Annotated in this window: 7 protein-coding genes and 1 pseudogene; 5 read left to right on the top strand and 3 right to left on the bottom strand. The window is 62.0% G+C overall.

Annotated features, from left to right (window positions below):
* Positions 1-10 precede the first annotated feature (10 nt).
* The 5 genes from CABTHER_RS01225 (at position 11) to CABTHER_RS01205 (ending at position 6,270) form a co-directional block, all read left to right on the top strand.
* Positions 11-1,720 carry a hypothetical protein gene (locus CABTHER_RS01225; protein ID WP_148263882.1) on the top strand — a complete coding sequence of 570 codons (1,710 nt, stop codon included), beginning with the start codon at positions 11-13 and terminating at the stop codon, positions 1,718-1,720.
* A 143-nt stretch (positions 1,721-1,863) separates the two neighbouring features.
* Positions 1,864-3,627: an ATP-binding protein gene (locus CABTHER_RS01220; protein ID WP_014098752.1), complete on the top strand. Its 1,764-nt coding sequence runs from the start codon at positions 1,864-1,866 to the stop codon at positions 3,625-3,627.
* A gap of 4 nt (positions 3,628-3,631) precedes the next feature.
* On the top strand, positions 3,632-4,777 hold the full coding sequence (locus tag CABTHER_RS01215; RefSeq protein WP_049787439.1) for a glycerate kinase: 1,146 nt from the start codon (positions 3,632-3,634) through the stop codon (positions 4,775-4,777).
* A complete protein-coding gene (locus CABTHER_RS01210) occupies positions 4,774-6,015 on the top strand; it encodes a glycosyltransferase (protein ID WP_014098750.1) in 1,242 nt (413 codons plus the stop codon). The genes CABTHER_RS01215 and CABTHER_RS01210 overlap by 4 nt, the downstream gene beginning before the upstream one ends.
* Positions 6,016-6,048: 33 nt before the next feature.
* Positions 6,049-6,270: a DUF5522 domain-containing protein gene (locus tag CABTHER_RS01205; RefSeq protein ID WP_014098749.1), complete on the top strand. Its 222-nt coding sequence runs from the start codon at positions 6,049-6,051 to the stop codon at positions 6,268-6,270.
* Here CABTHER_RS01205 and CABTHER_RS01200 read toward each other — a convergent pair.
* The 3 genes and pseudogenes from CABTHER_RS01200 to rpoC all read right to left on the bottom strand — a co-directional run bounded on the left by CABTHER_RS01200 (position 6,231) and on the right by rpoC (position 12,545).
* The gene (locus tag CABTHER_RS01200) at positions 6,231-7,877 is read right to left on the bottom strand and encodes a class I adenylate-forming enzyme family protein (protein WP_014098748.1); all 1,647 of its coding nucleotides are present in this window, start codon (positions 7,875-7,877) and stop codon (positions 6,231-6,233) included. The two genes, CABTHER_RS01205 and CABTHER_RS01200, sit on opposite strands and share 40 nt — an antisense overlap.
* A gap of 220 nt (positions 7,878-8,097) precedes the next feature.
* Positions 8,098-8,172, bottom strand: a pseudogene (locus tag CABTHER_RS17865) (IS607 family transposase); the annotation flags it as partial.
* A gap of 167 nt (positions 8,173-8,339) precedes the next feature.
* Positions 8,340-12,545: a DNA-directed RNA polymerase subunit beta' gene (gene rpoC, locus CABTHER_RS01195; RefSeq protein WP_014098747.1), complete on the bottom strand. Its 4,206-nt coding sequence runs from the start codon at positions 12,543-12,545 to the stop codon at positions 8,340-8,342.
* Between the last annotated feature and the right edge of the window lie 4 nt (positions 12,546-12,549).

Genomic DNA, 12,549 nt, shown 5'->3' with positions numbered 1-12,549 from the left:
CAAAACCCGAATGCAAGCTCAAATCCTGTCGTCTCCACGATTGTTTTTTGTGAAATCCTGTGCGCATTGGCTGGCTGCCGGGCTGTTTTTGTTCGTCGGGGCGGTCTATGTCCTGATGAGTCCCGGCCGGATTGACATCATTGACGGTCAGTGCCGCTTCGAGGTGGCGCGCAGCTTGGTGGAAGCCGGACAACCGACCCTGCGCGACCCGGCGCTCCAGTGGATTGGCGTTCGGGGAAAAGACCGGCGGCTGTATAGCCACTATGGTCTGGGTGCTTCGGCAATGGGCGTGCCACTTGTAGCCCTCGGCAAAATCGGCGACGACTGGAAAGGCGAACGCCAGCGTTTTCTGTTTTCCCTCACCTGCGCCCTTGTTGGCGCGGGATTGGCCGTAGTGCTGTTTTTCTTTCTGCTTGACCTTGGCGTTTCTCCCGGTCGCGCCGTGGTGTGGACACTGGTCAATGCCTTTGCCACATTGACGTTTATTGGCGCCACGACGACGTTTGACAACCTCCAGCAGGCGTTTTTCGTCCTGTGCGCTGCCTGGTGCGCCTATCGCAGCGCCCAGCGGCAGTCGGTGAGGTATGCCCTTGCCGGGGGGCTGTGCGCCGGCTGGCTGGTCAACTTTGTCGAACACCTCGTGCTGCTGTGGCCCTTTCTGGCGCTGATGTGTTCGCGGGTGAACGTTACCTGGCCTCCCTGGTCTGGCGACCTGCGTCCCTGGCTGACCCACCTCTGGACGGACTTCTGGAAGACGGACGCCGGACGCGCTTCACTGCAACGCATCGCGGCCTTCAGTCTGGCCTGCGGCGTTGGGCTGGTGGTCTTCGGGGTCTATAACACGCTCCGTTTCGGGCATTCCCTCGCCACTGGCAAGTTCGACATTCCCGGACATCCTTCCTTCTGGGGCAATCCGCTCTACGGTGTGCCGGGACTCCTCATCAGCCCCGGCAAAGGGGTGCTGTGGTACAGCCCGCCGATCTTGCTGGCGTTCTTTGGCTATGCCGGGTTGCGGGCACACGCGCCCATGGTGGCGCGGATGACCCTGGCAGCCTCGGTGGTCCTCGTCGGCTTCATCGGGTGCATCTCGTTTTACGGCGGCGACTGGTGCTGGGGGCCGCGGTATCTGTTACCCATTCTGCCGCTGTGGTCACTGACCTTTGCCTTTCTGCCCTCACACACGGTGATGGGTTGGGGGGCTGCGGTCATCGTCGCTGTCGGGCTGGGGGTGCAGGCGCTGGGATTGAGCCTCGACCACCAGCGGTTCTTTCTGGAACGCTGTCTGCCGCCACACTTCTGGGCGACGGACCCGGGCTTTTACTTCCGGGAAAGCGCACTGCTGGCGCGGCCGGCGGAACTGCTCGATCCGGTCAACCCGTCGGCACGGGACAAAGCCTGCTGGTTTCGGCCCGGCCCCTACGACGACACCAACACCTATTGCATCTTTGGGCTGTCACCTGAGTGGGCGGACGATGGCCCGCTGTGGGCGCTCAACTTTGAGGTGTTTTACGTCGGCCGCCCGTGGCCCATCTGGATGCCCCGCCAACCCCGCGAACGGCAACCGATTCCGCTGCGCTGGTGGTTGTTCGGCACCCTCACGGCTGGGGCCGTCGGCTGTGGACTGCTGGCCTATGGCTTACGCCTGACCTCCCTGCCCGGCACGGCTGGCTGCCTGATTGGTGTTTCTCCCCATTCGAATCAAGCGGCTACAGGCCCATAGGTCTTATTGCCTGGATGTAAGACACAGTGTAGTCTTCCATCCCTGACCGTTCTGGCCGTCCTGACACAGTAATGCCCTTCCCTGACGTACTCCGTACCGCATACGCTCGTTCTCTGAACGCCTATCTCAGCAACCAGCTTGACATGGCAGCAACGCTGGCAGCGCTGAAGCCACAACTTCCGCCCACACTTCTCCAGAACCGGATGCAGCTTGCCGGTCTTCACCACGAAGCCTTGGCTGCCCTGCTTGAAGCAGGAAACCTGTCTCCATCCACCCTGATGCGTGCCGGAGACCTGTTGGCGGCCCTGCAGGACGAACAGTTACAGGCACTTGAAGCCTCCCTGACAACCCGGACCTGGCACCGGCTTTTCGACCACTTTCCGCTGCCAGTCTGGTCGTTCGACCCTCAAAACCTGAAGATTGAGTACGGAAACGTTGCCGCACTGGAACTCTATGGCTATCCAGCCGATGAGTGGGTGGGGATGGATGTGCGGCAACTGGCCACGACAGATACGGCTGTTGCCTGGCAGGACTACCTTGTGCAGGCCCCCTGCCAGAAAGTGGCGATGGAAAGGTTCACCCAGCCGGTGGCCTGGCGGCATCAGACCAAAGCGGGTGTCCCCATCAGTGTGCACGTCTCCCTGGCCCGTCTGGAGCTGTGCGCCAGGGAATTTTGTGTCGCCGTGGCCGAAGAAACCTTCGGCCGGCAACAGCGGGAAGAGCAGTTCCGGCGCATGCAGCGCCTGGAAGCCATCGGGCAACTGACCTCCGGCGTGGCCCACAACTTCAACAACATCCTGTCCGTCATCCAAGGCTATGCCGAAATGATAGGGGCGCGGTCCAGCCAGCTCGACGCCCGCCTTGCCAAGCAGCGGTCAGCCATCCTCACAGCCGCCAAGCGTGGCGCTGAACTCGTGCGGCAGCTTATGATTTTCAGCCGCAAAAGCGACTCCGTTGCCCTCGTGCAGGACATCAATCCCATCGTGACCGAGACGGCGCTTCTGGCCGAACGTATCCTGTCAGCGCGGGTGACGTTTACCAGACAGCTTCATCCAGAAGCGTTGTTCGTGTCCATAGATGCCGGACAGCTCTCGCAGTGCCTGCTCAACCTCATCGTCAACGCGCGGGATGCCATGCCGGAGGGCGGAGTGTTGACCGTAAAGACGACCCACCATTTCCTCACGGAAGACCAACTTATTCCCTCCCCGGAACGCATCCGGGCCTGTGCGACACCGCCCACTCCCGGCGCTTACGCCGTCATTGAAGTTTCCGATACCGGCATTGGTATGAGCGCTGAAACGCGCCACCGGCTTTTTGAACCCTTTTTCACCACCAAACCAGCCGGTAAAGGCACGGGTCTCGGCCTGGCGGCCGTCTATGGCTGTGTGACCGAAGCCGGTGGCTTTATTGAAGTGGAGTCCAAACTGGGGTTGGGAACGACGTTTTACCTGTTTCTACCCATAGCCGAAGCCGATTCGAGCCTGGTGCCCAGAGCGCGTCTGTCCTGGCGTCCGACCGGCAACTACGTCGGTCTGACGGCGCTCGTCGTCGAAGATGAACCGGACCTGCTCGAACTCGTCTGCGAGTGGCTGACTGACGCTGGATTCAAGGTTCTCTCGGCCCAAACGGCCGAAGAGGCGCTCCACCACATCGTGGCGCAGAGCGGAAAACCCATTCACCTGCTTGTCACGGATGACATCCTACCGGAAGGAGGCGCCCAGCGCGTCTTTCAGGATATGGCCAGAGAATATCCAAACTGCCGGTGCATCCTGATAAGCGGCTCCTTTGGGGCCCGCGACCGGGCTACCGATTTGCCGCTGGACACGGTGTTTCTGGCCAAGCCCTTCAGCGAAAATGAACTCCTGCATGCTGTCAAACAGGTCCTGACCGAAAAGAAGCCTGAATAAGCGCGTGATCCTCATCGCTCCCAACGGGTTCAAAGGTACGCTTTCATCCGTGCAGGCGGCCCGGGCCATAGCCTTGGGCTTGCATCGCGCTCATCCAACGCTCGACTCCACAAGCTTTCCGATGAGTGACGGCGGGCGTGGCTTTCTCGATGCCATCCGCCGTCTTGCTCCCCACCTGCGGCAACAGCAGACCACGGTACATCCGCCGGTTGGAAGGCGTATTCCGGCCGCGTTTCTTGTGGGCGAAGATGGAACCGCTTATGCCGAAATGGCGCTGGCGTCGGGGCTTGATCTCGTGCCGGAAACAGCCCGTCGCCCGGCGCACCTCTCCAGTCGCGGGACGGGCGAGCTGCTCCGGTCCATCATGGCGCGCCCACAGGTGCACACCATCGTGCTTGGCTTGGGCGACACGGCGACGATGGACGGCGGCGCCGGGGTGTTGCAGGCGCTTGGTGTCCGGCTGCTTGACCGCCATGGCAGCCCAGTGCCTCCCGGCAATGCAGGCCTCAGTCAGGTGGAGCGGATTGAAGCTCCCGAACCGGACAGCCCGCCGGAAACCTTCCGGGCGCGCGGCGGTCATCTCATCGTCGCCTGCGACGTGCTGCATCCGCTGCTCGGCCCCAGCGGCGCGGTCCATACCTTTGCCGGGCAGAAGGGCGCGACACCCGACGAACTGCCGCAGCTCGAAGCCAACCTCCACCACTGGGCCGAGGTCCTTGAAGCCGTAACCGGTCGCCGCGTCCGCGACCTTCCCGGTACTGGCGCGGCCGGCGGTACGGCCTTTGCCTTGGTTGCCTGGCTCGGCGCCGAACGGGTACTGGGCGCGCGCTGGCTGACCGAACACCCCCGCTTCCAGGCTGAACTGACCCGCGCCACAGCGCTGCTCACGGGTGAAGGACAACTTGATGAACAGTCCCTTCACGGCAAGTCCACGGGATTTCTGGCTGCACTGGGCGCACAGCGCCACCTGCCGGTGGTGGCCTTTGCCGGCCGCGTCCGGTTGACCGAAGCGCAGTGGCGCGCCGCCGGGTTTACGGCCGTTTATGAACTTCCACCCCATCCGCCCAGCCAGGCAAGCCGCACGCTGTCCGGCTGTGTCGCCAACGCCCTGGCCGGTATGGTGCTGAAGCCGGACGGTCAGACCGTATGACCGGAGGACTGGTCACACACGGGTTTGACCTGCTGCTGCTACCGCTGCTGGGCCGCGCCCTGCTTCGGCTCTGGGAAGGCTTCCAGCTCCTTGCCTGTGTGCGACGCTTCGTTGCCGCACGGACGCATCCCAAGGACTACGCGCCCTTTGTGACCGTCATTGCACCGTGCAAGGGTGATGACGACGGACTGCGTCGCAGCCTGCCGCGTCTGTCAGCTCTCGACTTTCCCGACTACGAGGTGGTGTTTGTCGTCGAAAGCGAGACCGATCCGGCTTATCAGCAGCTTTCCCAATGGGTGCAGCAACATCCCGGACGCCTCCGCCTTGTTGTCGCCGGGCTGGCCACCGACAGCGGTCAGAAAGTTCACAACCTGCTGGCTGGTGTGGCAGCCGCCCGGCCGGACAGTGAAGTGCTGGCGTTTCTCGACTCCGACATCGAAATCCCGCCCGACTGGTTGCGCGAACTGGTCGCACCCCTTGGCGATGAGCAGGTTGGCGCGACCAGCGGCATGCGGTGGTACTCGCTGGACAACGCTGATCTGCCCAGCCTGTGGCGCGCACACTGGAACACCGTCATCCTGACCAACCTCAAACCCGGCGGATCGAGCTTTGTCTGGGGCGGCTCGATGGCGCTCCGGCGGGCGACGTTCGCACAACTCCGCTTGGCCGAACGATGGCGTGGAACACTCAGCGATGACTACGTTGCCAGCGCCGCTCTGCGTGCCCACCGGCGACGGATGGTGTTTGTTCCAACCTGTCTTGTGGCCTCATCCGATGGCCTTGGCTGGCGCGATTTGTGGGAGTTTACGACCCGGCAAATCCTCATCACCCGCATCTATCACCCGACGATGTGGCGCATTGCCCTGCTCTGGTACGGCTTCTTTACGCTCGTCGTCCTCGGCATCGGGCTGGAAGGGCTGCGGGATGCCTGGGCCGGTGTGCTGTCGACAGCCCACCTGGGACTGGTCGGGCTGTGGCTGCTCGGCGGGCTGGATGATGCCCTGTCCCTGCTGGCCGTCCGGCAGGCGCTCGGCGCGCAGCACATCGGCGACTGGCGGCGGCGCATCCTGTTTTGCTGTCTCCATATCCCGACGGCCATGCTGTATGCTGCCAATACGGTCGTGTCGCTGTTCCGCCGGGTTGTTGTATGGCGCGGAATTGCCTACCGGCTCGTTTCGGCGCAGCAAACCGAAATTCTCTGGCGCACGCCGCCGTCCGTCCCCACAGACTGTCCATAATGGCCGCGTTCACCGGCCCATCGGTCAAGCGGGATGGCGCTCATCGAAGGCGACGACTACTACCTTGAAAACGGCTGTTACGTCTTTACGGCGCGGTATCTTCTGGCCCGTGGGCGCTGCTGTGGTTCGGGCTGCCGTCACTGCCCCTACCGCGACCAGCCGGCATCCCGGCAGCCGCAGCCGGAACTGTCCACGCCCGCCCACGGTCAGCCAGCCTATGCGGTGAACTGGGCATCACGCCACGGTTCAAAGTAAGCCTTCAGTTTGTTGCGCTGGTATTTGCCCGTGGAAGTCACGGGGATTTCCGTGCCAAACACGACGACTTTGGGCGACTTGTGGAAGGGCAGCCGCTCCCGCGCCGCCCGCAGGATGGTTTCAGCGTCAAGCTGGACGCCTTCCTCCAAAACGACATAAGCCCCGACTTCCTCGCCATACCAGCGGTTTTCAAAGCCGACGGCCAGCCCGCATTTCACACCGGGAATGTGGGAAAGCACGGCGTCAATCTCAAAAGGCGACAGGTTCACTCCACCCCGGATGATGAGTTCCTTGATGCGTCCGGTGATGAAGAAAAAGGCGCGCCCCTGGGCATCGCGCTCGTAGAAGCCCTCGTCGCCCGTCCGAAACCAGCCGTGGGCAAAGGCATCAGCATTCGCTTCCGGGCGCTTGAAATACCCGACCATGACGGTCGGCCCGCACACGACGATTTCCCCCCGGACGCCCGGCGGCAGGGGCTGCCCCGTGGCGTCGTGAATGGCCACGTTGCAGACCGGCAGGGCCACCCCGATGGAAGGAAAGCCCAGGGCCTGCATCCAGTGCCGGTGTTCGTCCGGCGGCAGGTCAAGCGGCAGCATCGTCGAGTAGCAGGTTGTTTCACTCAGCCCGTACCCGTGGAGCACCCGGATGCCAAAGGTGTCTTCAAACTGGCGTGCCAGTTCGACGGTCAGCGGCCCGGCCCCGCAGATGACGTGCGAAAGAAACGCCCTGGCTTCCGGCAGGAAGTGCTGGCGACGCTCCAGCAAGAAGGCAAGCAGTGTCGGAACGACGCTCACAATGCGTACCTGCTCCGCCACAAGGCGCGGCCAGAAGGTCGCCGGCGAAAACCGGTGATTGAGGACCGCCCGCGCACCGGCAACCAGCGGCGTCAGCAGCGTGACCACAATGCCGTTGACGTGGTGGATGGGCAGAACGCACATCAGCCCATCCTGCCGGGTGACGCCGTTCCAGTCACGCAGCGCCTGGGCATCGAGCAGCAGATTGGCCTGCGTGAGCACCACCCCCTTTGGCGCACCGGTCGTGCCCGAGGTATAGACAATCAGGGCTTCCCGCTCCGGTGCGCACTCCGGCTCCACATTGCCGGCACCGGCAAAGGCGGCCCGCCACCGTCCGCCCTGAAGTTCGAGGACACTCCGCACCACCGGAATTTGACGCGCCAGTTCGTGGGCTTCGGACAGGTAATCATCCAGCGCGAGCAGCAGCCGGGCTTCGGCGTGCCCGACGATGAAGCGCCGCCGCTCCGCATCTTCGGTCATGTTGACCGGCGCCACACATGCGCCAAGCGTCCAGATGGCGAGATACGCCACAACGGTTTCACCGTCATTGTGAGCCAGTGTGGCCACCCGGTCGCCGGGGGCGATACCCTGCGCCCGCAGGGCGGCGACGCCGGCCTGGACAGCTTCCCACAACTCCGCGTAGCTCAGCGCCGTACGTTGCCCTTCAGCGTCGTAGGCGACCAACGCCGTCGCCGTCGGTTGCTGACGGGCCCAGGACTGTAGCCAGCTTCCAATCGCAGGCGCTTCAAGCACCGGCGCAGTTCCTTCGCGTAGCTGCTGCGCCAGACGGCGCGGTTCATCTCCGGTTGGCATGATTGCCGTTGCCTGCTATCAAGAATGTGCGCAAAAGTGCGCACGGTTCTCTTCCTGCCCCGACGTGTCCTGTTGACCACCGTCGTATCTGACAGGCGTGACTTTCCCGACTACGGCGGGGACGGTCCCCGCCGCAGCGCCGCCATTGCTGGACGGACTCGCCACGGGTAGGGCAGTTTCGGTTGCCAGCCGTTTCAGGTTCAGCGCCGCCGCGTTTCTAACGCTGCAACGTCTTGGCCGAGACACCAAGGAGTTTTGCCGCCTTGCCTGTGCTTATAGCGCTTTCCATGAGCATTATTATACACTATCGCGTACTATACGGCAAGCTAGAGTCCTTCTCCGCAAAGAAGGTTGCAGGAACAGGGCATGGCGCGGTCAAAACAGACAAAAAAGCGCGCGCCGGGCATCGTAACCCGGACGCACGCCGTCCGTCACCGGAGAAAATATCCCCCGTTCTCTGCGCTATTCGCTCCCCTTGGCGGCCTTGCGAACCTGGATGTCCGTTTCGGCGATCTGCGTCATAGCATCGTCGAAGTTGTAGGCCGAAGCCTCGGTGATCTCTTCCTCTGTGACGAAGGGTTTTTCCTCGTACAGGCGAATGCGCCGATAGTATTCCATGCCGGTCCCGGCCGGGATGAGCCGCCCCATGATGACGTTTTCCTTGAGACCGCGCAGGTAATCCACGCGGCCCGAAATGGCGGCTTCCGTCAGAACGCGCGTCGTTTCCTGGAAACTTGCCGCCGAGATGAAGCTTTCGGTCGAAAGCGAAGCCTTGGTGATGCCCAGCAGGAGCGGCTCGGCCGTGGCCGGCTGCCCGCCAGCGGCGATCACGCGGTTGTTTTCGTCCTCAAAGCGGAAGCGATCCACCTGTTCATCAATGAGGAAGTCGGTATCGCCCACCTCCTTGACGCGCACCCATCGCAGCATCTGCCGCACGATGACTTCGATGTGCTTGTCGGCAATGTTGACGCCCTGGAGGCGATAGACTTCCTGGATTTCATTGACGAGATACCGCTGCAGGGCATCCATCCCCTGGATGGCGAGGATGTCGTGCGGATTGAGCGGGCCATCCACCAGCGGCTCGCCGGCTTTGACCCGGTCGCCTTCCTGGATGAACATGTTGACGCCCTTCGGAATCGAGTATTCGCGCGTTTCACCGTCGTCACCAATGATCTGCACCTTGCGCTGCCCTTTGACGACGTTACCGAACTTGACGACGCCATCAATTTCGGCCATCACGGCTGTCTCGCGGGGTTTCCGGGCTTCAAACAGTTCGGTAATCCGGGGCAGACCACCGGTGATGTCTTTGGCGCGGGTGGATTCACGTGGAATCTTGGCGATCACGTCGCCGGGCATCACCCGGTCCCCCTGGCGGACACTCAGGTTGGCACGTACTGGCATCTGGTAGGCTTTGAGAACCGTCTTGCCGTCTTCGCCGATGATTTCAATACGCGGCTGCCGCTTTTCATCCGTGGCTTCACGGACGATCATGCTGCGGTTGCCGGTATTGGCATCAATGTCTTCCTGAATGGTGATCCCCTCGATGAGGTCGTGGTACCGCACCGTGCCTTCGACCTCGGTCAGGATGGAGAAGGTGTAGGGGTCCCAGGTGGCCAGCGTGTCGCCTTCGTCCACAAGCTGCCCATCCGTCACAGACAGGCGCGCGCCATAGACAATCTGGTAGCGTCCGATTTCCCGGTTGCTGCGGTTTTCGTCAATGAGGACGATGTAGCCATTGCGGTTCATGGCGACGAGTCGGCCGTCACGTCCCTTCACCGTCCGCAGGTCTTCAAACTTCACCCGTCCAGCCTTGCGTGCTTCGTGCGAAGACTGTTCGGAGGAACCCGTCACTGCGCCGCCCAGGTGGAAGGTACGCATGGTGAGCTGTGTTCCCGGTTCACCGATGGACTGCGCGGCAATTACCCCGACAGCCTCACCCAACTCAACCATTTTTCCGGTCGCCAGGTTGCGTCCATAGCACTTGGCACATACACCCCGGCGCGCTTCACAGGTCAGCACTGAGCGCAGTTTGACGCGCTCGATACCGCCAGCATCCTGAATGTCGGAGGCGAGCTTTTCAGTGATTTCCTGGTTGGCAGGTACGATGACTTCGCCTGTCACCGGGTCAACGATGTCATCGAGGGCCACCCGCCCGATGATTCGGTCGCGCAGGGGTTCGATGATTTCTCCACCTTCACTGATAGCTTCGACCCAGATGCCGCGAATCGTGCCACAGTCTTCCTCCGACACGATGACATCCTGGGCCACATCCACCAGGCGGCGCGTGAGATAGCCGGAGTCGGCGGTCTTGAGCGCCGTATCCGCCAGCCCCTTGCGCGCACCGTGCGTGGAGATGAAGTACTCCAGCACGTCGAGGCCTTCGCGGAAGTTGGCGCGAATGGGTTTTTCGATAATTTCTCCTGACGGTTTGGCCATCAGCCCACGCATCCCGGCCAACTGCCGAATCTGCTGCGCTGAACCACGCGCCCCGGAATCCGCCATAACCATAATCGGGTTGAGTTCGTTGTTTTGCTTCTCAGCGGCTTTCATCGCCGCGTTCATCTCCTTGGCCACGGCTTCTGTCGTCTGCGACCAGGTGGCAATCACCTTGTTGTAGCGCTCGCCGTCCGTGATGCTGCCTTCCTCGTATTCACGCTGGAAGCGCGCCACTTCGCGGTCGGCTTCAGCAATGAGTTCGGCTTTGCGCGGCGGCGTTACCAGATCATCAATGCCGATGGAGATACCCGCCTTCGTGGCATAGAGAAAGCCAATCGCCTTGAGCGAATCGAGCATCTTGACCGTGGTTTCGAGGCCGTGGTGGAGCTGGCAGTAGCTGACCAGCGACTGCAACCCTTTCTTTTTGAGCACCCCGTTGACGAAAGGCATACCTTCCGGCAGGGCCTGGTTGAAGATCACGCGCCCGACTGTCGTGCTGATAACCTGCCGGACGTGGCGTGGGGTGGCGCGCAGCAGGTCCTGCTGGTTGCGTTCATGCTCCAGATCGATGAGCACACCTTCGTAGCGCAGCTTGATGGGCGATTGCGTGTTGACGATGCCGGCGTCATGGGCAATGACCACATCATCCAGCGTGGCAAAGGTGCGGCCGCCCTTCGGGTCGTCAGCGCGCTCATAGGTGAGGTAGTAGCACCCCAAGACAATATCCTGCGTCGGCACGGCAATCGGTTGCCCATTGGCCGGGGACAGGATGTTGTTGTCGGCGCGCATCAGAACCATGGCTTCGATTTGCGCTTCGTGGGAAAGCGGAATGTGCACGGCCATCTGGTCGCCGTCGAAGTCGGCGTTGAAGGCGGTGCACACCAGCGGATGAATCTTGATGGCCTTGCCTTCCACCAGCACCGGCTCGAAAGCCTGAATGCCCAGACGGTGGAGCGTCGGCGCGCGGTTGAGCAGCACCGGATGCTCCCGGATGACCTCTTCGAGGATGTCCCACACCTCCGGCACCTGCCGGTCCACCATTTCCTTAGCTTGCTTGATCGTCTGGGCGTACTTCTGTTTTTCAAGCTGGTGGTAAATGAAAGGCTTGAACAGCTCCAAGGCCATTTTCTTCGGCAGCCCGCACTGATGGAGCTTAAGTTCGGGCCCGACAACAATGACCGACCGCCCGGAGTAGTCCACGCGCTTGCCGAGCAGGTTCTGCCGAAACCGGCCGGTCTTGCCCTTGAGCGTATCCGACAGCGACTTGAGCGGACGGTTGTTCGCCCCGCGCAGCACGCGCCCCCGGCGGCCGTTGTCAAACAGTGCGTCCACAGCTTCCTGAAGCATGCGCTTTTCGTTGCGGACAATGACTTCCGGCGCTTTCAGGTCGAGCAGTTTGCGCAGGCGGTTGTTCCGGTTGATGACGCGCCGGTAGAGGTCATTGAGGTCAGAAGTCGCAAAGCGCCCGCCGTCGAGCGGCACGAGCGGACGCAGCTCCGGCGGAATGACCGGGATGACATCCAGAATCATCCATTCCGGCCGGTTGCCAGACCGCCGGAAGGCATCCACGACCTTGAGCCGTTTGGCCAGCTTGAGTTTTTTCTGCTGGGAGGTTTCCTCGCGCATCTTCTGCCGCAGTTCTTCGGAGAGCGCTGTGCAGTCCACCCGTTCGAGAAGGGTTTTGATGGCCTCTGCCCCCATGCGCGCAATGAACTGTCCGGGATAGGCGTCAAACAGCTTGCGGTACTGCTCGTCGGTCAGCAGGTCCTTTTCCTTGATGTCGGTCATTTCGCCGGCATCCACCACGATGTAGGACTCGTAGTAGAGCACCTTTTCCAGATCACGCAGGGGAATATCGAGCAGATGTCCAATCCGGCTGGGCAGCCCCTTGAAAAACCAGACGTGGGAGCAGGGCGACGCCAGCTCGATGTGACCGAGCCGTTCCCGGCGCACACGCGACAGGGTGACTTCGACCCCGCACTTGTCGCAGACCACGCCCCGGTATTTCATGCGTTTGTATTTGCCGCACAGACACTCCCAGTCCGTGATGGGGCCGAAAATACGGGCGCAAAACAGACCGTCCCGCTCCGGCTTGAACGTTCGGTAGTTGATGGTTTCCGGCTTGGTCACTTCACCGTACGACCACGAACGTATCTTTTCCGGTGAGGCAAGCGAAATCCGAATGGCTTCAAAGTCGGGCGCGACGGTTGGCTTGTCCTGATGTCTGAGCATGAAT

The sequence above is a fragment of the Chloracidobacterium thermophilum B genome (assembly GCF_000226295.1).
GTDB lineage: Bacteria > Acidobacteriota > Blastocatellia > Chloracidobacteriales > Chloracidobacteriaceae > Chloracidobacterium > Chloracidobacterium thermophilum.
This window is presented reverse-complemented; position numbering and strand designations above follow the sequence as displayed.

Coding starts and splice junctions, on each gene's coding strand:
- CABTHER_RS01225 (WP_148263882.1), top strand. CDS start 11: ATGCAAGCTCAAATCCTGTCGTCTCCACGATTGTTTTTTGTGAAATCC.
- CABTHER_RS01220 (WP_014098752.1), top strand. CDS start 1,864: ATGGCAGCAACGCTGGCAGCGCTGAAGCCACAACTTCCGCCCACACTT.
- CABTHER_RS01210 (WP_014098750.1), top strand. CDS start 4,774: ATGACCGGAGGACTGGTCACACACGGGTTTGACCTGCTGCTGCTACCG.
- CABTHER_RS01205 (WP_014098749.1), top strand. CDS start 6,049: ATGGCGCTCATCGAAGGCGACGACTACTACCTTGAAAACGGCTGTTAC.
- CABTHER_RS01200 (WP_014098748.1), bottom strand. CDS start 7,877: ATGCCAACCGGAGATGAACCGCGCCGTCTGGCGCAGCAGCTACGCGAA.
- rpoC (WP_014098747.1), bottom strand. CDS start 12,545: ATGCTCAGACATCAGGACAAGCCAACCGTCGCGCCCGACTTTGAAGCC.